The sequence below is a fragment of the Geodermatophilus siccatus genome (assembly GCF_900103785.1).
GTDB classification, from domain to species: Bacteria; Actinomycetota; Actinomycetes; order Mycobacteriales; family Geodermatophilaceae; genus Geodermatophilus; species Geodermatophilus siccatus.
In genome coordinates this window covers 59471-84842 of record NZ_FNHE01000003.1, presented here as the reverse complement: position 1 = coordinate 84842, position 25372 = coordinate 59471, and the positions used below count along the sequence as shown (strand labels likewise).

General features: G+C 76.4%; 24 protein-coding genes. 9 read left to right on the top strand and 15 right to left on the bottom strand.

The window, feature by feature from the left end; all coding sequences use genetic code 11:
* Positions 1–21: 21 nt before the first annotated feature.
* Positions 22–1098 (top strand): spore photoproduct lyase family protein, encoded by a 1077-nt coding sequence (locus BLS21_RS06285; protein WP_091215334.1) that lies wholly within the window; start codon positions 22–24, stop codon positions 1096–1098.
* 102 nt (positions 1099–1200) lie between these two features.
* Entirely contained in the window at positions 1201–2877 is a 1677-nt protein-coding gene (locus tag BLS21_RS06280) for a SpoIIE family protein phosphatase (protein ID WP_091215331.1), read from the top strand.
* 91 nt (positions 2878–2968) lie between these two features.
* On the opposite strand, the gene BLS21_RS06275 is transcribed toward BLS21_RS06280, so the two are convergent.
* On the bottom strand, positions 2969–3655 hold the full coding sequence (locus BLS21_RS06275; protein ID WP_091215328.1) for a DUF6766 family protein: 687 nt from the start codon (positions 3653–3655) through the stop codon (positions 2969–2971).
* An 85-nt stretch (positions 3656–3740) separates the two neighbouring features.
* Positions 3741–4094, bottom strand: coding sequence for a hypothetical protein (locus tag BLS21_RS06270; protein WP_217636019.1), 354 nt, complete (start codon positions 4092–4094; stop codon positions 3741–3743).
* Between the two features lie 198 nt (positions 4095–4292).
* On the opposite strand from BLS21_RS06270, the gene BLS21_RS06265 reads away from it, so the two are divergent.
* On the top strand, positions 4293–5807 hold the full coding sequence (locus BLS21_RS06265; RefSeq protein ID WP_091215326.1) for a phytoene desaturase family protein: 1515 nt from the start codon (positions 4293–4295) through the stop codon (positions 5805–5807).
* Positions 5808–5922: 115 nt separating this feature from the next.
* Here BLS21_RS06265 and BLS21_RS06260 read toward each other — a convergent pair whose 3' ends face one another.
* From BLS21_RS06260 to BLS21_RS06235, 6 genes are all read right to left on the bottom strand, one after another.
* Positions 5923–7353, bottom strand: a complete 1431-nt coding sequence (locus BLS21_RS06260; RefSeq protein ID WP_091215322.1) for a hypothetical protein — start codon at positions 7351–7353, stop codon at positions 5923–5925.
* Positions 7353–8864: a leucyl aminopeptidase family protein gene (locus BLS21_RS06255; protein WP_091215319.1), complete on the bottom strand. Its 1512-nt coding sequence runs from the start codon at positions 8862–8864 to the stop codon at positions 7353–7355. Before BLS21_RS06255 ends, BLS21_RS06260 begins: the two co-directional genes overlap by 1 nt.
* Positions 8865–8953: 89 nt before the next feature.
* Positions 8954–9121, bottom strand: a complete 168-nt coding sequence (locus BLS21_RS06250) for a DUF3117 domain-containing protein (protein WP_012947303.1) — start codon at positions 9119–9121, stop codon at positions 8954–8956.
* A gap of 198 nt (positions 9122–9319) precedes the next feature.
* Positions 9320–9874, bottom strand: a complete 555-nt coding sequence (locus BLS21_RS06245; RefSeq protein ID WP_281241913.1) for a DNA-3-methyladenine glycosylase I — start codon at positions 9872–9874, stop codon at positions 9320–9322.
* Between the two features lie 36 nt (positions 9875–9910).
* A complete protein-coding gene (locus BLS21_RS06240) occupies positions 9911–14296 on the bottom strand; it encodes a fibronectin type III domain-containing protein (protein ID WP_175479455.1) in 4386 nt (1461 codons plus the stop codon).
* A 118-nt stretch (positions 14297–14414) separates the two neighbouring features.
* On the bottom strand, positions 14415–15320 hold the full coding sequence (locus tag BLS21_RS06235) for a DMT family transporter (RefSeq protein WP_091215311.1): 906 nt from the start codon (positions 15318–15320) through the stop codon (positions 14415–14417).
* An 85-nt stretch (positions 15321–15405) separates the two neighbouring features.
* Between BLS21_RS06235 and BLS21_RS06230 the strand changes: the two genes are divergently transcribed.
* From BLS21_RS06230 to BLS21_RS06220, 3 genes are all read left to right on the top strand, one after another.
* Positions 15406–15858 carry a DUF2243 domain-containing protein gene (locus BLS21_RS06230; protein WP_091215308.1) on the top strand — a complete coding sequence of 151 codons (453 nt, stop codon included), beginning with the start codon at positions 15406–15408 and terminating at the stop codon, positions 15856–15858.
* Positions 15855–16631 (top strand): cytochrome c oxidase assembly protein, encoded by a 777-nt coding sequence (locus BLS21_RS06225; RefSeq protein WP_091215305.1) that lies wholly within the window; start codon positions 15855–15857, stop codon positions 16629–16631. The genes BLS21_RS06230 and BLS21_RS06225 overlap by 4 nt, the downstream gene beginning before the upstream one ends.
* Positions 16632–16785: 154 nt before the next feature.
* A complete protein-coding gene (locus tag BLS21_RS06220) occupies positions 16786–17124 on the top strand; it encodes a hypothetical protein (protein ID WP_091215303.1) in 339 nt (112 codons plus the stop codon).
* Here the strand turns inward: BLS21_RS06220 and BLS21_RS06215 are convergent.
* From BLS21_RS06215 to dapE, 5 genes are read right to left on the bottom strand one after another with little or no spacing between them, the layout of a single operon-like run.
* On the bottom strand, positions 17117–17941 hold the full coding sequence (locus BLS21_RS06215; RefSeq protein ID WP_175479454.1) for a MerR family transcriptional regulator: 825 nt from the start codon (positions 17939–17941) through the stop codon (positions 17117–17119). The genes BLS21_RS06220 and BLS21_RS06215 overlap by 8 nt on opposite strands.
* Before the next feature lie 34 nt (positions 17942–17975).
* Positions 17976–18437 carry an SRPBCC family protein gene (locus BLS21_RS06210; RefSeq protein ID WP_091215298.1) on the bottom strand — a complete coding sequence of 154 codons (462 nt, stop codon included), beginning with the start codon at positions 18435–18437 and terminating at the stop codon, positions 17976–17978.
* Positions 18430–18795 (bottom strand): DivIVA domain-containing protein, encoded by a 366-nt coding sequence (locus tag BLS21_RS06205; protein WP_091215295.1) that lies wholly within the window; start codon positions 18793–18795, stop codon positions 18430–18432. Before BLS21_RS06205 ends, BLS21_RS06210 begins: the two co-directional genes overlap by 8 nt.
* 48 nt (positions 18796–18843) lie before the next feature.
* The gene (locus BLS21_RS06200) at positions 18844–19686 is read right to left on the bottom strand and encodes an LOG family protein (protein ID WP_091215293.1); all 843 of its coding nucleotides are present in this window, start codon (positions 19684–19686) and stop codon (positions 18844–18846) included.
* On the bottom strand, positions 19683–20807 hold the full coding sequence (gene dapE / locus BLS21_RS06195) for a succinyl-diaminopimelate desuccinylase (RefSeq protein ID WP_091215290.1): 1125 nt from the start codon (positions 20805–20807) through the stop codon (positions 19683–19685). Before dapE ends, BLS21_RS06200 begins: the two co-directional genes overlap by 4 nt.
* A 237-nt stretch (positions 20808–21044) precedes the next feature.
* Here dapE and dapD point away from each other — a divergent pair, with 237 nt between their 5' ends.
* Together dapD and BLS21_RS26145 are read left to right on the top strand one after the other, a co-directional pair.
* On the top strand, positions 21045–22019 hold the full coding sequence (gene dapD / locus BLS21_RS06190) for a 2,3,4,5-tetrahydropyridine-2,6-dicarboxylate N-succinyltransferase (protein ID WP_091216408.1): 975 nt from the start codon (positions 21045–21047) through the stop codon (positions 22017–22019).
* A gap of 137 nt (positions 22020–22156) precedes the next feature.
* A complete protein-coding gene (locus BLS21_RS26145) occupies positions 22157–22831 on the top strand; it encodes a hypothetical protein (protein WP_175479453.1) in 675 nt (224 codons plus the stop codon).
* 100 nt (positions 22832–22931) lie between these two features.
* Here BLS21_RS26145 and dapC read toward each other — a convergent pair whose 3' ends face one another.
* Complete coding sequence (dapC, locus tag BLS21_RS06180) at positions 22932–24017, bottom strand: succinyldiaminopimelate transaminase (protein ID WP_281241920.1); 1086 nt, start codon at positions 24015–24017, stop codon at positions 22932–22934.
* Positions 24018–24049: 32 nt separating this feature from the next.
* Positions 24050–24376: a ferredoxin gene (gene fdxA, locus BLS21_RS06175; RefSeq protein WP_012947287.1), complete on the bottom strand. Its 327-nt coding sequence runs from the start codon at positions 24374–24376 to the stop codon at positions 24050–24052.
* 173 nt (positions 24377–24549) lie between these two features.
* Between fdxA and BLS21_RS06170 the strand changes: the two genes are divergently transcribed.
* On the top strand, positions 24550–25302 hold the full coding sequence (locus BLS21_RS06170) for a GNAT family N-acetyltransferase (RefSeq protein WP_245700103.1): 753 nt from the start codon (positions 24550–24552) through the stop codon (positions 25300–25302).
* Positions 25303–25372: the final 70 nt, after the last annotated feature.

Below are 25372 nucleotides of genomic sequence, written 5' to 3'. Positions count from 1 at the left end.
CACCCCGCCGCGTCGTCCCCCGTGTCCGCCCCCGGTGACCTGTCCCGCCTGCTGCAGGTGCGCCAGGTCTACGCCGAGCCCGCCGCCCTGGCCTCACCCCGCGGACAGCAGGTCCTGGCCCGCTTCCCCGGTGCCGAGGTGGTCGAGGTCCCCTCGCACTGGAAGATCCCCGAGCTGCACGGCAACGAGGGCAACGTCGAGCGCTGGGTGCGCGTCAAGTCCGAGACGCTGGTGCTCGGCGTCAAGAAGTCGCTGACCGCCCGGCCCAACGGACGCTCGGCGAACTGGATCGCCCCCTCGACGGCCAACGGCTGCGCCATGGCCTGCGCCTACTGCTACGTGCCGCGGCAGAAGGGCTACGCCAACCCGATCACCGTCTTCACCAACATCGAGCAGATCACCGGCTACCTGCGCCGGCACGTCGCCCGGCAGGGGCCCAAGACCGAGCCCGACCAGTGCGACCCGGAGGCCTGGGTCTACGACCTCGGCGAGAACAGCGACTGCTCGGTCGACGCGCTGGTCAGCGACAACGTCGCCGACCTGGTGGCGACCTTCGCCGACCTGCCGACCGCGAAGGCCTCCTTCGCCACCAAGTACGTCAACCGGCAGCTGCTCGAGCTCGACCCGCGCGGCCGCACCCGCATCCGCTTCTCGGTGATGCCCGAGGACGACGCCAGGGTGCTCGACATCCGCACCAGCCGGGTGGCCGAGCGGATCGCCGCGGTCGACGACTTCGTCGAGGCCGGCTACGAGGTGCACCTCAACCTCTCCCCCGTCGTGCTGCGCGAGGGCTGGGAGGCCGACTGGGCGCAGCTGCTGCGCCGGCTGGACGACGAGCTCTCCCCCGCGGCCAAGGCGCAGGCCGCCGCCGAGGTGATCCTGCTCACCCACAACCGGGACCTGCACCAGGTCAACCTCGGCTGGCACCCGAAGGCCGAGGAGCTGCTCTGGCGGCCGGACCTCCAGCAGCCCAAGCGCAGCCAGAACGGCAGCTGGAACGTGCGCTACCGCAACGACGTCAAGCGTGCGGGCGTGACCCGGGTCCAGGAGCTCGTCGCGGCGCACGCCCCGTGGCTGCGCATCCGTTACGCGTTCTAGCGCAACGGCCCCGTCCCGTGTCGATGTGTCGACACGCCGTGCCGGGTCGCTGACGCAACGTGTGCGACCCTGGGGAGGCAACCCCGGGTTGGAGGTGAGGGGATGGCGCTCGACCACGAGGCCGCGGTGACGGCGCCGTCCCTGCTGACCGCACTGCCGGACACCGTGGTCGTCGCCGACGCCGCGGGCCGGATCACCTACGTCAACCCGCACGTGCGGGTGCTGCTGGGCCACGAGCCCAGCGCCGTCCTGGGCCGGCCGCTGGAGGTCCTCATGCCCCAGCGCTTCCGCCGCGGCCACGGCACCGACTTCACCCGTTTCCTGGTCACCGGGCAGGGTGAGCTGGCCGGGCGCACCACCCAGCTGCCGGCGCTGCACGCCGACGGCCACGAGGTCACCGTCGACGTCACGCTGGCGATGGTGCCGCCGCCGGAGGGGGCCGGGCCGGAGGCGGCGGGGGTGGTCGCCGTCCTCCGCGACGCGAGCACCACGATCCTGCTGGAACGCCAGCTGATGGTCAGCCGCTACCTGGCGGCGACGCTGCGGGTCACCGCCGCGCTGACCGAGGCGCCCGACGCCGACGTCGCCTTCCGCGACCTGCTGCCGACCCTGTGCACCGAGCTGGACTGGGACGCCGCCACCCTCTGGGAGCCCGACAGCGCCAGCCGGTCGCTGCACCACGTCGGCACCTGGACCGCCCCCGGCTCGGAGGCACCGGCACTGCACGCGGCCTCCCACGCCCACCGGATCGGCCGCGGCGAGGTGCTGCCCGGGCTGGTCTGGTCCCGTCGCGAGCCCGTCGTCGTCGAGGACCTGTGGGCCCAGCCCCGCCTCACCCGGCTCTCGGCCGCACGCGCCGACGGGCTGCGCACCGGCGTCGCCTTCCCCGTGGTGCGCGGCGAGGAGCTGCTCGCGGTGTGCGAGCTGTTCTCCCGCGAGCTGCGGCCGGTGCCGGCCGAGCTGCTCGACGTGCTGGCCCACGCCGGTCGCCAGATCGGCCAGTTCCTCGGCCGGCTGCGCGCCGAGTCCGAGGTGCGGCAGCTGGCCGACACGCTGCAACGCAGCCTGCTGCCCTCGCACCTGCCGGCCATCCGCGGCGTCGACCTGGCCGCGCGCTACCGACCGGGTGGCGGCGCCGGGCTGGTCGGCGGGGACACCTACGACGTCATGCCGCTGCCGGACGGCCGCTGGATGGTGCTCATCGCCGACGTCTGCGGCACCGGCGCCGAGGCCGCGGCGGTCACCGCGCTGACCCGGCACACCGCCCGGGCGGCGGCCAGCCCGGCGGCCGAGACGACCGCCGGCCCGGCCGAGGTGCTGCGCGCGGTGAACGCGGCGCTGCTGCGCGCCCGGACCGACGGCCCGCTGCGCTTCGTCACCGCCTGCTGCCTGGTGCTCTCCCCCGGCCCGGGCGGCGTGTGCGCGACCGTCGGCGTGGCCGGGCACCCGCTGCCGGTGCTCGCCTGCCCCGACGGCCCGCGGGAGATCGGGGTGCCCGGCCGGCCGCTGGGCATCACCCCGGACCTCGACGTCCCGGTGGTCGAGGTGGAGCTGCCGCCGGGGTCGACGCTCGTGCTCTACACCGACGGGGTCACCGAGGCCCGCGACGACGCGGGCGCGCAGTTCGGCGAGGACGGGCTGCGCCGGGTGCTCACCGCGGGCTGGGGGGACGCGGAGGCGGCCGTCGAGGCGATCACGGCCGCGGTCGAGGAGCGGCTGCGCGACTCGCGCTACGAGGCCGACGACCTCGCCGTCCTCGCCCTGGCCGTGCCGGCCTGAAGCCCCGCCCTCCCACCGGCGAGATCTGCACACTCGCTGCCATCAGGCCGCTGATGACCACGAGTGTGCAGATCCCGCCGGGCCACGGAGATCACCCCGTCTGGCCGGTGTCGGCGTGGGCGGCGCCCACCGGCTTGGACTCCGGCGAGCCGCGCTGGCGAAGGTACACGGCGAAGATCGCCATCGAGCCGACGGCCAGCATCTCGGACTGCCAGTTCTGGAAGGACCGGTTCCAGAAGTCGGCCTCGCCGAGGTAGCCGACCCAGCTGACCGGGTCCTGCCGCTGGCCGAGCTGCTCGGCGTTGTAGGCCGCCCAGCCGGCCACCGAACTCGCGGCCCAGGTGAGCAGGAAGAGCACCCCCATGAGCAGGCCGAGCGAACGGGAGAACAGCGCCGTCCGCCACCCGCCGGTGCGCGCCCACGTCGGGGACTCCTCGTCGGCGTGCGGACCGACCTGCTGCTCCTCGTCGGACTCCGTGCCCTCCTCGCCCGGTTCCTTGGACTCCGAGGAGCCGCGCTGCACCAGCCAGACGGTGGCGAAGACGTACAGGAAGAACTGCAGGTACTCCGACTGCCAGTTCTCCATGACGTCGACACCGAAGGACGACGAGGTGACGTAGTCGAGAAAGGACACGGCGGGCAGGCCGTCGGCCACCTGCCGGGCGTTGTGGTCCGCGGTCCCGGCGATCGCCTGGCCGACCAGGGTGACGAGGAAGAGCCCACCGAACACCAGGCTGAGCGCGTTGGCGCGAAAGAAGCCGTAGCGGGACGCGGTCACCGGCCCACCAGCCCCAGCGCGGTGACGTAGGCGATCCCGAGCAGGATCACGACCAGGAAAGCCAGGAAGACCCCGCGGACGCCGTTCACGGCCCCTCCACCTGGCAGTCGTAGGGCAGCCCGCCGCGGGGCTCGCAGGCCGCTGCGGTCACCCGCCAGCCGGACGGCGTCTCGGTCAGGAAGACCGTGTCGCCGTCGAGCCGGACCTGTGCCTGACCGCCGAAGACCGCCACGGCCTCCACCGCGCCCCCGGGCAGCGGGACCTGCCCGATGACGTCGACGCAGGGCGCGGACTCGTCGGACTCGAGGGTCTGCAGCGTCGCCGGGGCGAGCAGCACGCACCGGTCGGCGGGTGCGGCGGCCGGGTCCTCGAAGGCACCGGCCACCCGCCCGACGTCGTCCTCCTCCAGACCGGCGCAGCCACCGAGGGCTGCCGTCACCAGGACCGCTGCCGCGAGCCTGAGCGTCGTCGGGGTACCCACTCGTGCCCTCCCGTCCTCCTCCTCCGCCTCCGGTGGTGCTGACCGGGACGGCGACCGCCTACCCCGGCCCGCTTCCGCGGCAAACGGTCGCCCCCCGAGCGAGGGAACGGGGGTTGCCCCCCCGGGTCGGCGGCCCGCCCGCCGTACCGTGGCGGCGTGGCGCGGGTGGCGGTGGTGGGCGCTGGTCTCGGCGCCCTGGCGGCCGCGGCCCGGCTGGCCGCCCTGGGCCACGCGGTGACGGTGCTCGAGCAGGCTCCGCAGGTCGGCGGGAAGCTCGGCTGGTACGCCCGCGACGGGCACGGCTTCGACACCGGGCCCAGCCTGGTGACCCTCCCCCAGCTCTACCGCGACCTGTTCGCCGCCACCGGCGGCCCGCTCGAGGACGCCGTCGACCTGGTGCGCCTGGACCCCGCCGTCGCCTACCGCTTCGCCGACGGGACGCCGCTGTCCGTGCCGGGCGACGCCGCGGCCGTCCCCGGCGCCCTGGACGCCGCGCTGGGGACCGGGGCCGGCGCCCAGTGGTCGGCGCTGATGGCCCGGGCCGGCCGGATGTGGGGGATCACCGAGCAGCCGTTCCTGCGCTCCCCGCTGGCCCGGGCGGCCACGCTGGCCCGCCTGGCCCGCAGCGGCTCCGACGTCGCGACGGTCGCGCCGTGGCGCACGCTGCGCGGCCTGGGGACGGCGTACCTGCGCGACCCGCGACTGCGCACGCTGCTCGACCGCTACGCCACCTACTCCGGTTCCGACCCGCGGCGCGCGCCGGCGGTGCTGGTGACGGTGCCGTACGTCGAGCAGCACTTCGGGTCCTGGTACGTGCGCGGCGGGCTGCGCCGGCTCGGCGAGGCGGTGGCGGCGCGGGCGGTCGAGCGGGGCGCTGTCGCCCGCACCGGGACCGCCGTCGAGCGGGTGCTGGTCGAGGGCGGCCGCGCAGCCGGGGTGCAGCTGGCCGGCGGCGAGGTGCTGCGGGCCGACGTCGTGGTCTCCGGTGCGGACGCCGCGGCGCTGTACGCCGACCTGCTGCCCGCCTCCCGCCCGACCCGGCGGGTGCGCCGCGACCTGGCCCGCAGCACGCCGTCCCTCTCGGGGTTCGTGCTCCTGCTGGCGCTGCGCGGGCGGACGCCGGGGCTGGCGCACCACACGGTGCTGTTCCCCGACGACTACGACGCCGAGTTCGACGCGGTCTTCGGCGTCGGCCGACACCGCGGCGCACCCCAGCCGGTCGCCGACCCGACCGTGTACGTGAGCGCGCCCGACGACCCGGCGACCCGTCCCGACGACGACAGCGAGTCGTGGTTCGTGCTGGTCAACGCGCCCCGACATGCTGCAGGGCACGACCCGGCCGGCGGGGTGGACTGGGACGCCCCGGGGCTCGCCGACCGGTACGCGCAGCGGGTGCTCGAGGTGATGGCCCGCCGCGGGCTCGACGTCCGCGACCGGGTGCGCTGGTGCGTCGTCCGGACGCCGGCCGACCTGGAGCGCGACACCCGCAGCGTCGGCGGCTCGATCTACGGGACGTCGAGCAACGGCGCCCGCGCGGCCTTCCTGCGCCCCGGCAACGCCTCACCCGTGCCGGGGCTGTTCCTCGTCGGCGGCTCGTCGCACCCCGGTGGCGGCCTGCCGCTGGTCGCCCTGTCGGCGGAGATCGTCGCCGACCTCGTCGGTCCCGCCTGAGGAAGGCCCCTCCTGCCCCACCGGAGAAGGACCCCGTCCTCCTCACCCCTCGCACGCTCGCGGCGAGCCTCTGGACGGGGCCACGGCGGGACCTGCCGGGTGCCCGACGGAGTGTTCAGCTGCGGGCGGCGCCGTAGCCGAGCAGGGCGGCCAGGCCGAGCGCGCTGCGCGGGGCGTAGGCCGACCGCCACAGCCCGCCGTGCACCGCGGCGTACGCCTCGTCCTGCCACGGGTGCTCGTGCGCCGGACCACCGCCGGTGTGCAGGTCGTGCACCAGCAGCGCGGCCATGAGCACGTTGGACGTCGCCGGCTCGAACACCTCGACGCCGAACCGGTGCGCCCCCGCGTAGGCCGCCGCGAGGGCGCGGTTCTTCACCACCGAGCGGGTACGGGTGGGCGGGGCGACGTTCAACGACACCGTCGTCCCGGCGGCGCGGGCCACCGTCGCCCGCCACCGCTGCAGCCGCTTGGCCAGCGCGTAGTTCGGGCCCTGCTGCGCCACCAGGCTGTCGACCACGCCGGGGTCGCTGCCGGGCAGGTACGCCCGCTGCAGGAGCCGCCCGGCCGACAGGGTCCGCAGCGGTCGGCCGAGCAGCTTCGCCGTCCGCGATCGCCCGGCGTAGGCGCGCACCGACTGCGCCACCGCGTCCGGCGGGACGGCGAAGACGTCGGTCGGCGTGGCGAGGAAGGCCAGGGCGACGTCGTCGCGGGCCGCGGCCAGCCGGACGGTGAGCGCGTCGACCGCCGTCGACACCCGGACGTTGGTGGCGCCGTCGGCGTAGACGTAGTCGCCGAGCACCGGGCGCCCCGGCAGACCGGCCACCCAGTCGGCGACGGCGGGCACCTCGGTGATCAGGTCCGCCCCGCCGTCGGGGTACAGCAGCGTGCCGGCGCCACGGCGGGCGGTGTCGAGCACCCGCTCCCACAGCGCCGGGCGGGGCAGGTCGACCCCGGCCACCCGGGCGCCCCAGCGCAGCAGCGCGGTCAGCGGCCCCATCTCGGCACCGGCGCCGAGCACGACGACGGTGGTGCCCGGCAGCGCCAGCCACTCCGGGTGCGCGACGACGGTCCGCACGGCCTCGGCGGCCGAGGGCTCGAGGACGCCGCACTCGACCCAGGTGTCCAGCCGGCGCAGCAGCGCGCCGCCGCGCAGCCGCTCGCCGTGGAAGGGCAGGGAGAGCTCCCCCTCCGGCCCGGCGGTACCGGCGACCTCCGCGGTGGCGAGGGTGCGACCGGCGGGCGCGGTGGCCAGGTCGCCCAGGCCGGCCTCCTCACCGTCCGGGCCGGCCACCCGCATCCGCCGGTGCAGCGAGGCCAGGCCCGCGTCGGCGATCGTCAGCGCCGCCTCCCGCGAGACCAGCCCGGCCTCCACCAGCCGGCGGAAGTGCGGCAGGTACCCGGCTCGCCAGTTGGTCTCCCGATCGGCCGCGCCGGCGCCGGCCGGGTCGACCGGGCGCAGCGCGTCGGCGACCACGGCCCGGCCGAGCGCCGCGGTGCTGCGCCGCCCGTCCGGCCCGGCCGGGAAGACGACGCCCTCGTCGGCCATCAGTCGACCACCACGGGCGCGTCCACCGGGGCGCCGGCCTCCAGCCAGCGCAGCAGGGTGCGGGCGCCGAAGCCGGTGCCGCCCTTGACCACCTCGGCGTCGTCGGACCCGGCGCGGGCCGGCCCCGCGACGTCCAGGTGCGCCCACGGCAGGTCCCCGGCGAAGGGGCGCAGGAACAGCGCCGCGGTGGTGCCGCCCGGGTTGCCCGGTGCGTTGTTCGCGTCGGCGACGGTGCTCTCCAGCAGGTCGGCGTGCTCCTCGGCCAGCGGCATCCGCCACACCTGCTCGCCGGCGTGCCCGGCGGCGGTGCGCAGCGCGTCGGCCAGCCCGTCGGTGGTCGCGTACAGCCCCGCGGTGCGGGTGCCGAGCGCGACCTTCATCGCCCCGGTCAGCGTGGCGACGTCGACCAGCACGGTGGCGCCGAGCTCCAGCCGCGCCCACGCCAGGCCGTCGGCGAGCACCATCCGGCCCTCGGCGTCGGTGTTGAGCACCTCCGTCGTCCGGCCGCCGACGTGCCGGACGACGTCGGCCGGGCGGTAGGAGGAGCCCGAGACGGCGTTCTCCGCGGCCGGGACGACGGCGGTGACGGCGACGGGCAGCCCGAGGCGGGCGGCGGCGTCGACCGCGGCGAGGACGGCGGCGCCCCCGGCCATGTCGGTCTTCATCTCCCGCATGCCGGCGTTGGGCTTGATCGAGATGCCGCCGGTGTCGAAGGTGATGCCCTTGCCCACCAGCACGGGGTGGCCGGGCGCGGCACCCGGCGGCCGGTAGGACGCCACGATCACCCGCGGCGGCGAGGCCGAGCCGCCGCCGACGGCGAGCACGCCGCCGAAGCCCCCGGCCCGCAGGTCGTCGGGGTCGAGCACGCGCACGGTGACGTGGTCGAGGCCGGCGAGCCGCTCCCCCGCCTCGGCGGCCAGCCACGCCGGGTCCTTGGTGTTGCTGGGCGTGTTGACCAGGTCGCGGGCCCAGGCGACCGCGTGCCCGGTGACCTCGCCGACCCGCGCGGCGGCGGTCACCGCGGGGTCGGCGCCGTCGGCGGCGACGACCGCGACCGTCTGCAGCCGCGGCGGGTGCGGCGTGGAGGTCTCGCGGAAGCGGTAACCGGCCAGCAGCGCGGCCTCGACGGCGGCGCGGACCTCCTCGGCGCCCGCGGGGGCCGCCGCGTCGTCCAGCGGCAGCACCAGCCGGCGCGCACCGTGCTCGGCGAGGGTCTGCGCGCGGCGGACGGCGGTGGCCACGTAGCCGCGCAGGTCCGGCAGCGTGGCGTCGCCGATCCCGACGGCGACCACGCTGCGGGGACGGCGGCCGGGCACCGGCAGGTTGGTGACGTTGCCCGGGCGGCCGGTGTTGCCGGTGTCGGCCAGCGCGCCGGCGAGGAACACGGCGTCGACCGGCGCGTCCGGGCCGGTCAGCCAGCCGGGCAGGGCGGTGCCGCTGCCGACCGGCACGGCCAGGACGTCGTCCTCGCCCAGCGCCGGGAGGGTGGACAGGACCTCGACCCGCGGCAACGGTGCGGCCCCGGTCGCCGGCGTGCTGCCGGCGGCCGGGGCCGTGTCCTCCTGCGCGGGGCTGCCCGGGGGCAGGTGCGCTGCGGTGTTCAGCTGGTCGCGCCCTTCAGGGCCTCGGAGAGGGCCGCAGCCTCGTCGGGCGACAGCTCGACGACGAGACGGCCGCCGCCTTCGAGCGGAACGCGCATGACCAGGCCGCGCCCTTCCTTGGTGACCTCGAGGGGACCTTCACCCGTGCGCGGCTTCATGGCCGCCATGCGTGCCTCCTTCGTCGGCCGTGCGCAGCCCGTGGGCTGCTCACGGCGTCGTCGATGCTGTGAGCTCCGCTCACATGATCCCGTATCCCCGGCGCAGGTCCAACCCGAGCCCCCGATGGTGGACGCCCCGAGCTGTCCAGCGGCTCAGGAGCGGCCCCGCCCTGAGCTCGCGAAGAGTGGGGAGGAAGGGGTCCTTCCTCACGGCGCGGCCGCGCGGAAGCAGGTGGCCACGTGGTCGTCGACCATGCCGGTGGCCTGCATGAGGGCGTAGGCCGTCGTCGGGCCGACGAAGACGAAGCCGCGGCGCTTGAGCTCGCGGGCCATCGCGGTCGACTCCGGGCTGGTCGCCGGGACGTCGGCGAGGGTGGCCGGGCGGGGCCGCGGGACCGTCGGCGCGAAGGACCACAGCAGCGCCGAGAGCCCCTCCGGGACCCGCTGCGCGGCGCGGGCGTTGGAGACGGTGGCGGCGATCTTGGCGCGGTTGCGGACGATGCCGGCGTCGGCGAGCAGCCGCGCCTCGTCGTCCGGGCCGAAGGCCGCCACCGCGTCGATCGAGAAACCGGCGAAGGCGGCGCGGAACGCCGGGCGTTTGCGCAGGATGGTGATCCAGGACAGCCCCGACTGGAACGCCTCGAGCGAGAGCCGCTCGAAGAGGGCGTCGTCGCCGTGCAGCGGGGTCCCCCACTCCTCGTCGTGGTAGGCCACATACTCCGGCGCGCTGTTGCCCCAGTCACAGCGGGTGCGGTCGTCCACGCGGGGCACGCTAGCCACCACCAGTGACGACGGGCGTCAGCCCAGGCCCACGCCCACGGCACCGGTCAGCAGGTCCTTGGTGTAGAGGTCGCGCAGCCGGTTGACGTCGGACGGGGTCAGCGGCTGCGACGTCGTCACCAGCACCCGGTCGCCGGTGACCGCCAGCAGCCGCCCGTACTCGGCCGGCGTGATCGCGCCGGTGGGTCCGGTGGTGGGGCGCCCGGAGGCGTCGGCGGTCACCAGCACGAGCGGCCCGGCGGCGCCGCCGCCGAGGTCGCGCCGGTAGTGGTCGGTGTGCCCGTTGGTGTCGACCGGCAGCGCCGCCGCAGTCGTGGCGAAGAAGGCGTGGCGACCGGTCGGGTCCAGCTCGACCTGGTGCTCCCACACCGTCGTCTGCCCCGTCCCCAGGGGGACGACGGCGCCGCTGACGGTGTCCACCCGGTAGGCCAGCCCGGTCGACCAGGTCTGCGCGGGGGAGGTCGTGGTGACGCGGTTGCTGGTGACCAGGGCGACGTAGCGCCCGTCGTCGCTCACCGCCAGGTCGCCGGTGTCGCGGTAGACCGAGAACGGCAGGGTCCGGCCGGTGGAGGTGGTGACCTGGGAGACCACGCGCAGCTCGCCGGCGCCCGCTCCGGACAGCGTCTTCCGGTACGCGAGCACGCCCGAGGCGCTGTCGGCGCCGAAGACGGCGAACCGGCCGTCCGGGGTCAGCGCCAGGGCGGGGCCCGTGGCCGGGCCGCTGAGCTCGCCGCCGGTGGTGGTCGTGGAGATCCGGGTGACCGTCCCGTCGGAGAGCCGCTTGGCGAAGACGTCGACCCGGTTGTTGGTGTCGCCGAGGACGAGGTCGGCCCGCGCCGAGTAGAAGAGCACCAGGTCGCCGTCGCCGGACACCGCCGCCGACGGGCCGGTGGCATAGACCGACGCCGCGGGCTGCAGCAGGGTGCCGGCCACCGTCGGGGAGGCGGTGCCGCCCTGCGGTGCGCTCACCAGCGCCCAGCTGCGGGCGCCGACGTCGTACCGGTAGACGTCGGCCAGCCCGTTGGTGTCCCGCGGGTCCAGGGCCGCGGTCGTGGCCAGGACGACGTAGCGCCCGTCGTCACTCACCGCCGGGACGCTGGTGTTGGTCGCGTCGCCCGCGCCGGTGGCGGTCGCCGGCAACGGGGCGATCCGCGTGCGGGTGCCGGCGGTGCGGTCGACGACGTACAACTCGTAGGCGGTGTTGGTGTCCGACGGCTCCAGGCGGGCGCGGGTGCCGACGACGACGAACCGGCCGTCGCTGCTGGCGGCCACCCCGCCGCTCTCCCCCGCCCCCTCGGCCGGGACGGTGGCGTAGACCGGGGTCACGGTCACCGCGGCGGAGCGCGCCGAGACGTTGCCCCCGGCGTCGACCGCCACGACGGTGAACGCGTACGTCGCGCCGTTGGCCAGGCCGGTCACCGTCGCCGAGGTCCCCGGCGCCGGCACGGTGGCGACGGTGCTGCCGTCGACGTCCAGCACCCGGTGCCCGGCGACGTCGGCGCCCCCGGCGTCCCAGCCCAGCACCGCCTGCCGGTTGCCCGCGGTGGCCGTCACGCCGGTCGGGGCGGGCGGCGGGGTGAGGTCGGTCGGGGTGGCGCTGGCGGTCGCGGGACCGGAGCGGTTGCCGTGGGTGTCCACCGCGACCAGCGCGTAGCCGTACGTGCGGTCGTTGACCAGCCCGGGATCGGTGTACGTCGGCCCGGCCGGTGTCGCGATCTGCACGCCGTCGCGCAGCAGCACGTAGCCGGCCAGGTCGGGCTCGCCGTTCGCCGTCCAGGAGAGGTCGACCTGCCCGTCGCCGCGGACGGCGGTGAACCCGGCCGGCACGGCCGGAGGCGTCAGGTCGGTCGGGGTGGCGCTGGCGGTCGCGGGACCGGAGCGGTTGCCGCGGGTGTCCACCGCGACCAGCGCGTAGCCGTACGTGCGGTCGTTGACCATCCCGGGATCGGTGTACGTCGGCCCGGCCGGTGTCGCGATCTGCACGCCGTCGCGCAGCAGCACGTAGCCGGCCAGGTCGGGCTCGCCGTTCGCCGTCCAGGAGAGGTCGACCTGCCCGTCGCCGCGGACGGCGGTGAACCCGGCCGGCACGGCGGGCGCGGTGCGGTCGGTGGGCCGCGCCACCGCGGCACCGGACGGCCCCGAGGCGTTGGCCGAGGTGTCGACGGCGACCAGCGCGTAGGAGTACGTCGAGTCGTTGACGACGCCGGTGTCGGTGTACGTCGTGCCGGTGACGGTCGTGATCTGCACGCCGTCGCGGAGCACCCGGTAGGAGGCGAGGTCGGGCTCGCCGTTCGCCGCCCAGGCCAGGGTGACCCGCCCGTCGCCGGCGGTGGCGACCAGCCCCGTGGGCGCCGCCGGCGCGCGGCGGTCGGCCGCGGGCACCTCCGCCGTGGCGGAGGCGGCCGACCGGTTGCCGTGGGTGTCGACGGCGACCACCGCGTAGCCGTGCGCGGCCTCGTCGGCCAGGTCGTCGACGTACGTCGTCCCCGGGACGCTCGCGACCTCCGTGCCGTCGCGGACCACGACGTAGCCGGCGAGGTCGGGCTCGGCGTTGGCCGTCCAGGAGACGGTCACCCGGGCACCGCCGTCCACCGCGGTCACCCCGGTCGGGACGGCCGGTGCGGTGAGGTCGGTGGGCGTGGCCGACGCCGTGGCGGCGCCGGAGGCGTTGGCCGAGGTGTCGACGGCGACCAGCGCGTAGGAGTACGTCGTGTCGTTGACGACGGCGGTGTCGGTGTACGTCGCGCCGGTGGTGGTCGCGATCTGCGCGCCGTCGCGCAGCACCCGGTAGCCGGCGACGTCGGGTTCGGGATTCGCCGTCCAGGAGAGGTCGACCTGCCCGTCGCCGCGGGTGGCGGTGAAGCCGGTCGGCCGGGCCGGGGCGACGCGGTCGGCCGGCGTCGCGCGCACCGTCTCGGACGGGGCGGAGGCGTTGTCGTGGGTGTCGACGGCGACGACCGCGTAGGCGTAGGTGGTGTCGTTGACGACGGCGGTGTCGGTGTAGCCGGTGGCGCCGGTCACGGTGGCGAGGACGGCGCCGTCGCGCAGCACCCGGTAGGAGCCCAGGTCGATCTCGGTGTTCGCCGTCCAGGAGAGGTCGACCCGCCGGTCGCCGGCGGTGGCGGCCAGCCCGGTGGGCGGCGCCGGGGCGTCGAGCTCCTGCGGGGTCGCGGTCACCGCGGCCGACGAGATCGACCGGTTGCCGTGGGTGTCCACCGCGGCCAGCGCGTACCGGTACGTCGTGTCGTTGACCAGCGAGGAGTCGGTGTACGTCGTCCCCGTCACGGTGGCGACCTCGACGCCGTCGCGCAGCACCCGGTAGGAGGCCAGGTCGGGCTCGGGGTTCGCCGCCCAGGCGAGGGTGACCTGCCCGTCGCCGCGGACGGCGGTCAGGCCGGTCGGTGCCGACGGCGGGGTGAGGTCGGTGGGTGTGACCTGGACCGCGGCCGAGGTCGGCGACCGGTTCCCGTGGCCGTCGACGGCGACCAGCGCGTAGCTGTACGTCCGGTCGTTGGTCAGCCCGGGGTCCAGGTACGTCGTGCCGGTGACCGTGGCGACCTCGACGCCGTCGCGCAGCACCCGGTAGGAGGCCAGGTCGGGCTCGGCGTTCGCCGTCCAGGACAGGCCGGCCCGGCCGTCCCCCCGGCCGCCGACGAGGCCGGTCGGAGCCGCGGGTGGGGTGAGGTCGGTCGGGGTGGCGCTGACCGCCGGCGCCGAGGGCACCGACCAGTTGTTCGAGGTGTCGTGCGTCTGCACCGAGTAGGCGTAGGTGCGGTCGTTGACCAGCCCGGTGTCCGTCCAGCTCGTGGCGACCCGACCGGCGAGCAGACCGCTGATGTCGACGCCGTCGCGCAGCACCCGGTAGCCGTCCGCGTCGTAGTCGGCGCTGTTGGCCGTCCAGGAGACGCTGACCCGGCCGTCGCCGCGCACGGCACCCACCCCGGTGGGCGCGGCCGGTGCCACGGAGTCCCGCGGCGTGCCGCGCGCGGCGGTGCCGGACTGACCCAGGTACGTGCGCGGGATGAGGAAGACGGTCTCCGTCGTGACGGTCCGGACGGTGACCGTGTACTCCCGGCCGTTGACCAGCCCGGTGAGGGTCGCGGTCCGGGTGGACGCACTCGTCGTGACCCGGGGCGTCGTCTCGGCGTCGACGAACACCTGGTAGCCGCTCGTGGCGGTCTCGGTCGACGCGGACCAGGAGACGGCCAGGGCCCGATCGGCGCCGGTCACCACGACGCTCGCCGGCGGTGCGGGGTCCTGGGTGCTCGCCGTCTCCAGCCGCGGCGCGGGCGGGGTCTGCCCGGACAGCGCCACGGTGAGCACCGCGAGGACGGCGGTCGACAGCCGCAGCAGGGGGCCGCGGCGACGCCGGACAGCCCGCTGGTCAGCGCCGACGTCGCGCATCTGTCGCGTCCCTCCTCCCGGAGGCGCCCGCGGACCGGCGGGTGCCGGAGTCGTCCTCGACACGCACCGCGGCATTGCTTGAGCCGAGCTCGACGACGGCCCACTCGGACGGGGGGACTCAGGGGACGGCGGCGTCCACGTCCCCCAGCTCCGAGCGCTCGGGGCGCACCGCGCTGCGGCGGGTGGCCAGGACGCAGCCCAGCACGACGACCGGCAGCCCGACGGCGAGGCCGAGGGTGAACGGCTCGTCGAGCAGCAGGACGCCGAGCAGCACCGCGACCGCCGGGTTGAGGAAGGTGATGACCAGCGCCCGTTGCGGCCCGACCTCGCGGATCAGGGCGAAGAACAGCGCCAGCGCCAGGGCGGTGCACACGACCCCGAGGACCAGCACGGCCAGCAGCGCGTCGACCGGCGCCTGCGCCGCCTCCCCCAGCCGGGGGACGGCGAACGGCGCGTAGACCACCGCGGTGACGGTGAGCGCGACCGCGCTGGCGGCCACCCCCGGCACGTCGGGCAGCGCCCGGCTGACGACCAGCGGCGCGGTGGCGTACCCGACGACGACCAGCGCGACCGCGAGCAGCGGCAGCGGCGCGAGGCCCTCGACGTCCAGGCCGAGCAGCACGGCGATGCCGGCCACGCCCACACCCATGCCGAGCAGCCGGACGCGGCCGAGCCGCTCCTCCTCGCCGGTCAGCCGGCCGGCCAGCGCGGCCACGAACGGCACCCCGGCGACGAGCAGGCCGGTGAGCGAGCTCGACAGCGTCTGCTCGGCGTAGGCCAGCAGCAGCCACGGGCCGGTCATCTCCAGCACGGTGAAGGCCAGCAGCGGCCGCCAGCGCCGCAGCGCCGGGCGCAGCTGGCCGCGGGCGACCGTCCAGGGCAGCAGCAGCGCCGCGCCGAGCACGCACCGGCCGAAGACGACGACCACCGGCGGCAGCTCCTCGACGGCCACCTTGATGAGCAGGTACGGCACGCCCCAGATCAGCGACATCGCCAGGAACAACCCCCAGCCCCGACGGCTCACCGCTGCCCCCGCACCCCGCCGCACTCCCGCACCCCGTCATCCTGCCCGGGCGTTTCCCGGCCCTCGCACCGGGCACCGCCCGACGGTGCGCGCTCCTCCCCCGTCCGGACGGCGGCTGGCGGCCTCGGGGCTGCTGTTCGGCGCCGGCCTCATGGGCTCGGTCGACGAGATCGTCTTCCACCAGCTGCTGGCCTGGCACTCCTTCTACGACCGCGCCGGGGGCACCGCGGGCCTGGTCTCCGACGGCCTGCTGCACGCGGCAACGCTCTCCGCCGTCGTCGCCGGGCTGGCCCTGCTGGCCGACCTCCGCCGGCGCGGCGCCCTCGACGTCCGCCGGTGGTGGGCGCTGGTGCTCCTGGGTGCGGGGGCCTTCCAGCTCTTCGACGGCGTGGTCGACCACAAGCTGCTGCGGGTGCACCAGGTCCGCTACGGCGTCGACCTGACCGGTTACGACGTGGCGTGGAACGCCTCGGCCGTCGTCCTCCTCGCCGCCGGTGCCGCGCTGCTGCTGCGCGCCCGCCCCCGTCCGGCCCGGTGACCGGGCTCGCCGTCCTGGCGCTGCTCGCCGCCGGCGCGCTGTACGTGGCGGCCGGCTGGCGCACGCCCTGGCCGGTGCGGCGGACGACGTCCTGGCTGACCGGCCTGGCCGCGGCCGGGGCCGGCGGCGTGCTGTCGACCGCCCACGGCGACCTGCGCACCCACATGGCCGGGCACCTGCTGCTGGGCATGGTGGCGCCGCTGCTGCTGGTGCTGGCCGCCCCGGTCACCCTGGCGCTGCGGTCGCTGCCGGTCGGCGCGGCCCGGCGGCTGGCCCGCCTGCTGCGGACCCCGCCGCTGCGCTGGGCGAGCGACCCGCTGGTCGCCGTCCCGGTCAACGCCGCCGGGCTCTGGTTGCTCTACGGCACCGGGCTGCACGCCGCCGCCGTCCACCGCCCGGCCCTGGGCGTGCTCGTGGCGCTGCACGTGCTGGTCAGCGGGTACCTGGCCACCGCCGCGGTGCTGGCCGTCGACCCGGCGCCGCACCGCCGCGGGGTCGGCGTGCGCGCCGCCGCGCTGGCCGCCGGCGCGGCCGCCCACGACGTCCTGGCGAAGTGGCTCTACGCCGCGCCCCTGCCCGGGGTGGCGCACGCCGCGGAGGGCGCGCGGCTGATGTGGGACGGCGGCACCGTCGTCACGCTGGTGGTCGCCGCGGTGCTGTGGCGGCGCTGGTACACCAGCCGCGCCGCCGTCCGGGCGGCCGACCGCGTGCTGGACCGTCCTCCCGGCGCCGCGCTCCCTGTCGATCCTCTCGGCGCACGCCCCGTCCCGTGACGATCGTGGACCTGTGGTGGCGACACCCCGGTGATCAGCGGCGCGTCCCCACCGCAGGTCCACGATCGACCGGCGCGGGCACGGCTCGACCGGCACAGCGGCGCCGGGTGGGCAGGGCTTGTGCCGCCGGCCGCAGCCGCCTGGGATGGCCTCCGTGGACGCCGCCGACCGCCTCGCCGCCCTCGTCGACACCCTCGCCGGCGAGCCGGACGTGACGCTCCCCGAGCCCGGCGCCCCGCGCCGCTTCGGGTCGCGGGCGCTGAAGGTCGACGGCGCGGCCTTCGCGATGGTGGTGCGCGGCGCGCTGGTGCTCAAGCTGCCCGAGGACCGCGTGGCCGCCCTGCTCGCCGACGGGCGCGGCGGGCCCTTCGGCGGCCGGGGCCGGCCCTACCGCGAGTGGGTCGCGCTGGCCGACGGCGAGCCGGCCACCGACCTGCCGCTGGCGCGCGAGGCGCTGGCCTTCGCCCGCGCCCGGCGCGACGCGCTCAGCTGACCGGCCAGGCCACCTCGAGGTGCGGCTCGTCGGGGGCGACGTCCCGGCCGCCGAGGTACACCTCGACGGGGCTGCCGGTGCGCTCCAGCCCGGCGGCGTCGCACCAGCGGGCGACGGCGTCGTAGGCGTCGAGGAGGCGGGGGTACTCCGCCTCGGCGCGGGTCAGCACGGTGACCGCCTCGCGGCCGGCCGGCTGCCGCCGCAGCCGCAGCTCCCCCGTCGGCCGCACCGTGCCGGAGAACGGGACGGCGACCTCCACCGGGCCGTCGCTGTCGGCGGTGACCATGCCGTGGTAGACGACCCGCAGCGCGCCGGCGCGGGTCGCACCCGACGCCGCGAGGTGCTCCTCGAGGACACGGGCGGCGTCGGAGATGAAGGGGCCGAGCTCCTCGACGGTCAGCCGCCGATGCGTGGTCAGCAGCGCGGCCTCGTCGGTGGTGCGCAGGGCGACGTCGTGCACGGGGGCCTCCGGGGGGTCGTCGTCGCCGGCGAGTCGCCGGTGCAGGGAGCGGACGAGCGCCCGCCGGCGCGCGACGTCGTCCTCGACGCCGGCCCACCAGCGGTCGACCGCCGCCAGCCGGTCCGCCGGCTCGAGCTCGACCACCTCCCGCACCCGCGCGAGCGGCATGTCCGCCTGGCGCAGCAGCCCGACGAGCCGGGCGCGGGCCACCTGGGCCAGGGCGTACCAGCGGTGGCCGGAGTGCCCGTCGACGCGCGCGGGCACGAGCAGCCCGCGGTCGCCGTAGAGCCGCAGCGCCTTGGGTGACAGGCGGGTCCGGCGCAGGAACTCCCCGACCCGCAGCAGGTGCTCGTCCACACCGGTCACCCTCGGACCGGCCCCAGGGGCCGGGTCAAGCGCGGCCGGTGTAGCGCCGGGCGAAGTCGGCGAAGCGCTTGAGCGAGAGGCGGACGCCGGCCACCGCCGCCGGCTTCACCAGCGGCCAGCCCAGCTGCCCGAGCAGCCCGAAGGGCAGCCACAGCTGCTCGGTCCACGTCACGAGGGAGCCCGCGCCCTGCGGCGTGACCTCGAAGGTGCCCGGCCCGCGCACGATCCGGCCGGTGTGCTGGACGACGGCGCGCCGCGGCGGGTCCCACTCGGTGACGACCATCGTGTCCAGCACGCCCAGCCGCCGTCCCCGCACGGGCAGACCGGTGCGCGCCGCCAGCCGGCCGCCGACCGCGTGCGGGTCCCCGCCGGTGACCTCGACGTCGGTCAGCAGCATCCACTCGCCCTGGCGGGTCCAGTCGGTGAGCGCCGCCCACACCTGCTGCGGCGGGGCGTCCACGACCACCCGCTCCACCAGCTCACGCATCGGTCCGCGCTCCGTTCCCGCCCGCCGGGGCGTCGTCCGCACCGGGCGCGGCCCGCCCGGCCTCCTCCAGCCGCGCGCGCAGCGCCGCGACCTCCGCGTCGCGCTCCTCGAGCGCCTGGGCCAACTGCTCCAGCAGCCAGTCGACCTCGGTCATCCGGTAGCCCCGGACGGTCACCGACATGCGCGCCCCGCGGACGTCGTCCGCGGTGACCGGCCGGTCCTCGGGCAGCTCCAGCGGCGAGCGGTCCGGATCGGCCGGTGGCTGGGTCTCCCCCCGGCCGAGCAGCACCGACCCGCCGAGGAACAGCAGCCCGCCGACCACCGCGACTGTGAGGACGAAGACGACCGCCTCGAGCACCCCGACCTCAGGCCCTTCCCCCGGCGTGGTGCCGCACCCCGGCTGCCATCACGCGTCACTGGGGGCGTCGTCGACCGGCAGCGCGCGCATCCCGCCGCCGTTGTCGCCGGCCTGCCGCGCCTTCTCGGCCTCCTGCACGATCCGCACGACCTCGTCGACGTCGTCGGTCACCGTGAACAGGTCCAGGTCGGTGTCCTTGATGGTGGCCGCGGGCACCATCGTCGTCCGCAGCCAGTCGACCAGCCCCGACCAGTACTCCGACCCGAACAGCACCACCGGGAAGCGGGTCACCTTGCGGGTCTGCACCAGGGTCAGCGCCTCGAACAGCTCGTCGAGGGTGCCGAACCCGCCGGGCAGGATGACGAAGGCCTGCGCGTACTTCACGAACATCGTCTTGCGGACGAAGAAGTAGCGGAACGCGATGCCGACGTCGACCCACTCGTTGAGCTCCTGCTCGAACGGCAGCTCGATGCCCAGACCGACCGAGAGCCCGCCGGCCTCCGACGCGCCGCGGTTGGCCGCCTCCATCGCGCCCGGGCCACCGCCGGTGATCACCGCGTACCCGGCCTCGGCCAACGCCGCGCCGATCGCCACGCCCGAGGCGTAGTGCGGCGAGTCCTGCGGGGTGCGGGCGCTGCCGAACACGCTCACCGCGCGGGGCAGCTCGGCCAGCAGCCCGAAGCCCTCGACGAACTCGCTCTGGATGCGGAGCACCCGCCACGGATCGGTGTGCACCCAGTCGGTCGGCCCGCGCCGGTCGAGCAGCCGCTGGTCGGTCGTCGTCCCGTCGTGGGTGCGCGGGTCCGGCTCGCCGCCACGCAGCATCACCGGGCCCCGGTGGCGGGTGGGCCGCGGCTTGCGGGCGTTGGCCGGCTCGGGCGTGGTGGTCATGCGCGCTCCTGGTCCGTGGGCGTCGACAGGTAGGCGACGAGCGCGTCCTCGGCCGGCTGCAGCCGGTCGACGAGGACGTGCTCCTCGCGGGTGTGGGCCAGCTGCGGGTCCCCGGGGCCGTAGTTGAGGGCCGGGATGCCGAACGCGGCGAAGCGGGCGACGTCGGTCCAGCCGAGCTTGGCCCGCGCCGGGCGGCCGACGGCGGCGACGAAGGCCGCGGCCGCGGGCTCGGACAGCCCCGGCAGCGCCCCGCCCGCGTTGTCGACGACGGTCAGCGTCGCCCCCGCGGCGAGCGCGTCGGCGAAGACCTCGCGGACGTGCGCCTCGGCGGCGTCCTCGTCCCGGTCGGGGGCGTAGCGGAGGTTGACCGTCACCGTGCAGGCGTCCGGGACGACGTTGCCGGCCACCCCGCCCTCGATGCGGACGGCGTTGAGGCCCTCGCGGTAGACGCAGCCGTCGATGTCGACCCGCCGCGCCTCGTAGGCCGCGAGGGTGGCGAGGATGCCGGCCGCGCCGTGGATCGCGTTGACGCCGAGCCAGCTGCGGGCGCTGTGGGCGCGCCGGCCGGGGACCTCCAGCACCGCCCGCAGGGTGCCCTGGCAGCCGCCCTCGATCTCGCCGTCGGTCGGCTCGAGCAGGATCGCCAGGTCGCCGTAGAGCCAGCCGCGGCGCTCCCGCGCCACCCGGCCGAGGCCGTTCTTCACGGCCTCGACCTCCTCGTTGTCGTAGAAGACGAACGTCAGGTCGTGCGCGGGCTCGGCGCCGGGGACGCCGAAGCGCCCGGCCAGCCGCAGCATCACCGCGTCGCCGGCCTTCATGTCGCTGGTGCCGCAGCCGTAGAGCCGGCCGGTGCCCTCGTCGAGCCGGCTGGGGACGTTGCCGGCGATCGGCACGGTGTCCAGGTGACCGGCGAGGACCACCCGGGTGGGCCGGCCGAGGTTGGTCCGCGCGAGGACGGCGTCGCCGACCCGCTCGACCTCCAGGCCGCCGAGCGCCCGCAGCGCCGCCTCGACGACGTCTGCGAGGGGGCCCTCCCCGCCGGACACCGACGGGGCGTCGACCAGCGCGCGGGTGAGCGTGAGGACGTCGGCCGCGGGGTCCAGCGGAGGCAGGTCGGTCACGACTCCCGAGCCTACGGGCGGCGCCACGGCCGAGCCGCCGAAGCGCGCCCAGCGGCACCGGCCCGTCACCCACCGTTCACCACAGCCGGCCGGGCGGGCACTCCTGTCTCCCGGGGACCTCTCCCCCTGCCCCTCATGGTGGGCAGCGGGAGCGGACGGTCGAGGGTGCACGGGGCCGGGCACCCGGCTCCCGACCGAGTCGGCAGCACGGGACCGGCGCTCGGTAGCGTCGTCCCCGTGACCGACTCCGCCCCGCTCTCCGCCGTCGCCGCCGGTCTGGCCACCGTCACCCGCGCCGGGACGGTGCTCGACACCTGGTACCCCGAGCCGCGGCTCGGCGCGCCCGAGGGCGCCGGGACCGGCACCACCCGCCTGGGCGCGCTCGAGATCTCCGGCGAGCTCGGCCCCGACTACGGCGGGCTGGTGCGCAGCGACGAGTCACGCGGCGTGGAGGTGGTCGCCGTCCGGACGGTCATCGCGGACCTGTCCGCACCGCCGGCCGACACCCACGACGTCTGGCTGCGGCTGCACCTGCTCTCCCACCGGCTGGTGCAGCCCCGCGGCATCAACATGGACGGCGTCTTCGGTCTGCTCACCAACGTCGCCTGGACCAGCGTCGGCCCGGTCGAGGCCGCCTCCTTCAACCCGCACCGGCTGCGCGCCGCGCACGGGCAGGTCACCGTCCACGGCGTCGACAAGTTCCCGCGGATGGTCGACTACGTGATCCCCTCCGGCGTCCGCATCGCGGACGGCGACCGGGTGCGGCTGGGCGCCCACCTCGCCGAGGGGACGACGGTCATGCACGAGGGCTTCGTCAACTACAACGCCGGCACGCTCGGGCCGTCGATGGTCGAGGGCCGGATCAGCGCGGGCGTCGTCGTCGGCCCCGACAGCGACATCGGCGGCGGCGCCTCGATCATGGGCACCCTGTCCGGCGGCGGGAAGCAGGTCGTCTCGATCGGCTCGGGCTGCCTGCTGGGCGCCAACGCGGGCATCGGCATCTCCCTCGGCGACAACTGCGTCGTGGAGGCCGGCTGCTACGTGACCGCCGGCTCGCGGGTGACCCTGCCCGACGGCTCGGTGGTGAAGGCCGCCGAGCTCTCCGGGCGGGACGGGCTGCTGTTCCGCCGCAACTCGGTCTCCGGCGCGCTGGAGGCCCTGCCGCGGACGGGCACCTGGGGCGAGCTGAACGCGGCGCTGCACAGCAATTGAGGGGCCACCCTCCACCCCACGCCTCGCGAGCTCGGCGCGGGACCCCTGGAGGATTGCCGTTCCAGCACGTCACCGGGGCCGACACCTCGTGCGCCGGTCCAGGACCCGTCCAGGATCCGGCCCTACAGTCGCGGACGATGAGCAGCACACGCACCGCGACGGCACGGCGGACCACGTCCGCGCGCCGGCCGCCGGCGCGTCGCCCCACCGCCCGGCCCCGCTCGTCCGGACGGCGCGCACCGGTCCGCCGTGGACCCGCGCAGACCGCGGCGTCCTGGGGGTGGCTCGCGGCGGTGCTGGCCGTGGTCGCGCTCGTCGCGCTCTCGGTCCACGCCGACGGGGAGGACGTCCCGATGGCGACCGCGGAGTGCACGCTGCCGGTGACCGGCGTGCGGCTCACCGGTGAGCAGATCGGCAACGCGCAGACCATCGCGCAGGTCGGCTACGAACGTGGACTTCCGGAGCGGGCCGTCGTCATCGCCCTGGCCACGGCGATGCAGGAGTCACGGCTGCGCAACCTCGACTACGGCGACCGGGACTCCCTCGGCCTTTTCCAGCAGCGCCCCTCGCAGGGGTGGGGGACGCCGGAGCAGGTGCAGGACCCCGTCTACGCCGCCGGCAGGTTCTACGACCACCTCGTCCGGATCCCGGGATGGGAGAGCGGCCGGCTGACGGAGGTCGCGCAAGCCGTCCAGCGCTCCGGATACCCGGAGCTGTACCAGCAGTGGCAGGAACTGTCCGAGGAACTGGTGCGCGCACTCCGGTCCGACGGCTCCACGGACGCGCTCTGCTCGGGCGCCACGCCCGTCTGAACGGCCGGGCCCCGGTCCCGCATCGAGCGGCCGGGCTCCGCGGGGTCGCCCGGGCGGCGCCCGGGACCGGATGAGCACCCGGGGTGCGTCACGCGCCTGCTCAGCCGGCGAGCCGCTCCACGGCCGCGTCGATCCGCTCGTCGGTGGCGGTGAGCGCCATGCGCACGTGCCGCGCGCCCGCCGGCCCGTAGAAGGAGCCCGGCGCGGCCACGACGCCCAGCCCCGCGAGCCAGTCGATCGTCGTCCAGCAGTCCTCGTCGCGGGTGACCCAGAGGTACAGCCCGGCCTCGGAGTGGTCGATGCGCGCGCCGGCGGCCCGGACGGCGGCGGCCAGGCGGTCGCGGCGGGCGCGGTAGCGCTCCCGCTGCTCGTCGACGTGACCGTCGTCGGCGAGGCCGGCGGCCATCGCGGCCTGCACCGGCGTGGGCACCAGCAGTCCGAGGTGCCGGCGCACCTCCCACACCTGGCGGACCAGCGCCGGGTCGCCCGAGAGCAGCCCCGCGCGGTAGCCCGCGGCGGTCGACTGCTTGGACAGCGAGTGCACCGCGAGCAGCCCGGCGTGGTCGTCCCCCGCGACCTCCGGGTGCAGGACCGAGCGCGGCTCGACGTCCCACCCGAGGGTGGCGTAGCACTCGTCGGCGACCACCGGCACGCCGTGCGCGCGGCCGAAGGCCACCCAGGCGCGCAGCTCGTCGTCGGTGAGCACCCGGCCGTGCGGGTTGCCCGGGGAGTTCAGCCACACCAGGACCACGCTCGCGGCGTCGTCCGGTGGGGTGTCGGTCCGCCGCACGGTGAGCCCGGCCAGCACCGCGCCGACCTCGTAGGTCGGGTAGGCGACCTCGGGGATCAGCACCGTGCCGGCGCCGCGCAGCCCGAGCAGGGTCGGCAGCAGCGCGACGAGCTCCTTGGACCCGACGGTGGGGATCACCGAGGGGACGGCGCCGAGCGGGTCGGCCAGCCGCACGCCCAGCCGGCGCTGCAGCCAGCCGGCCGCCGCGGTCCGCAGCTCGGCGGTGCCCAGGGCGGTCGGGTAGCCCGGCGCGTTGCCCGCACCGGCCAGGGCGGTGGCCAGCAGCTGGGGCGTGTCGTCGACCGGCGTCCCGATGGAGAGGTCGACGACGCCGCCGGGGTGCCGGGCCGCCTGGGCCCGCGCCGCTCTCAGCGAGTCCCAGGGGAAGTCGGGCAGTCGACCGGCCGCCGTCCCCGGGGTGGTGGTGGTCAGTGACCCTCACCCTGCGGCGGCAGCGCGGCGACGAGCGGGTGGTCCTTGCCGATCTTGCCGGTCTTGGCGGCACCACCGGGGCTGCCCAGGTCGGAGAAGAACTCCACGTTGGCGTTGTAGAAGTCCTTCCACTTGTCCGGGACGTCGTCCTCGTAGTAGATGGCCTCCACCGGGCACACCGGCTCGCAGGCGCCGCAGTCCACGCACTCGTCGGGGTGGATGTAGAGCATCCGGTCGCCCTCGTAGATGCAGTCCACCGGGCACTCGTCGATGCACGCCTTGTCGAGGACGTCGACGCAGGCCTGGGTGATGACGTAGGTCACGGGTGTTCCCTCCCGGGGACGTGCGGGGCTGCTCCGCCGGCGCGACGGCCGGTCGTCTCTGGCCTCAAGTATGGCCCGTGACGCTCTCGCGAAACGGAACGGGTGGCCCCGTCGGCCCCGGCCGGGTCAGACCCCGCCGGATGGCGCCCCTGCGGACGGCGCAGGATCGGACCGTGGGACAGAGCCGCTCACCCCTCGACGTCGCAGGCCTCGAGCTCCTCGCCACCCGCGGCTGGCGCGGCGGGGACGAGGCGCCGCTCGGCGAGTGGCTGCTGCGCGCGGGTGGCGGCTTCACCGGTCGGGCCAACTCCGCGCTGGTCGTCGGCGACCCCGGCATGCCGCTGCCCGACGCGGTGGACGCCGTCACCCGCTGGTACACCGACCGCGGGCTGCGGCCGTGCGCGATGCTGCCGGGCCGCCAGTCCCGCGCCGCCGACGCCGCCTTCGCCGCGGCCGGGTGGGAGCGCGACGAGGACGTGCTGGTGCTGACCGGGCCGCTCACGCCGGCGCCGGCCGACGGCGTCCCGGTCGACCTCTCCCCCGAGCCGGGCGACGCCTGGCTGGCCGGCTACCGGCACCGCGGCCGGCCGCTGCCGCCCACCGCCCGCGCCGTGCTCGTCAACGCCGACGACGTCGTCTTCGCCTCGGTGCGCCTCGACCCGCCGCCGGCCCCGCTGGCCGCCGTCGCCCGCGGGGTCGTCACCGACGGCTGGCTCGGCGTCGCCGCGGTGACCGTCGAGGAGCGGTACCGCCGGCAGGGGCTGGCGACCGCCGTCATGGCCGCGCTGCAGCGCTGGGGCGCCGGGCACGGCGCCCACTGGGTGTACCTGCAGGTGTCGGCGTCCAACGCCCCGGCACGGGCGCTCTACCGGCAGGCGGGCCTCATCGAGCACCACCGCTACCACTACCGGTACGCACCGGCCTGAGGCCGTCCCGCGGCGAGGTCACCCGCCGGGGGCAGTGGGGGCCGGCCGGCTCAACACCCGTGCGCCGACG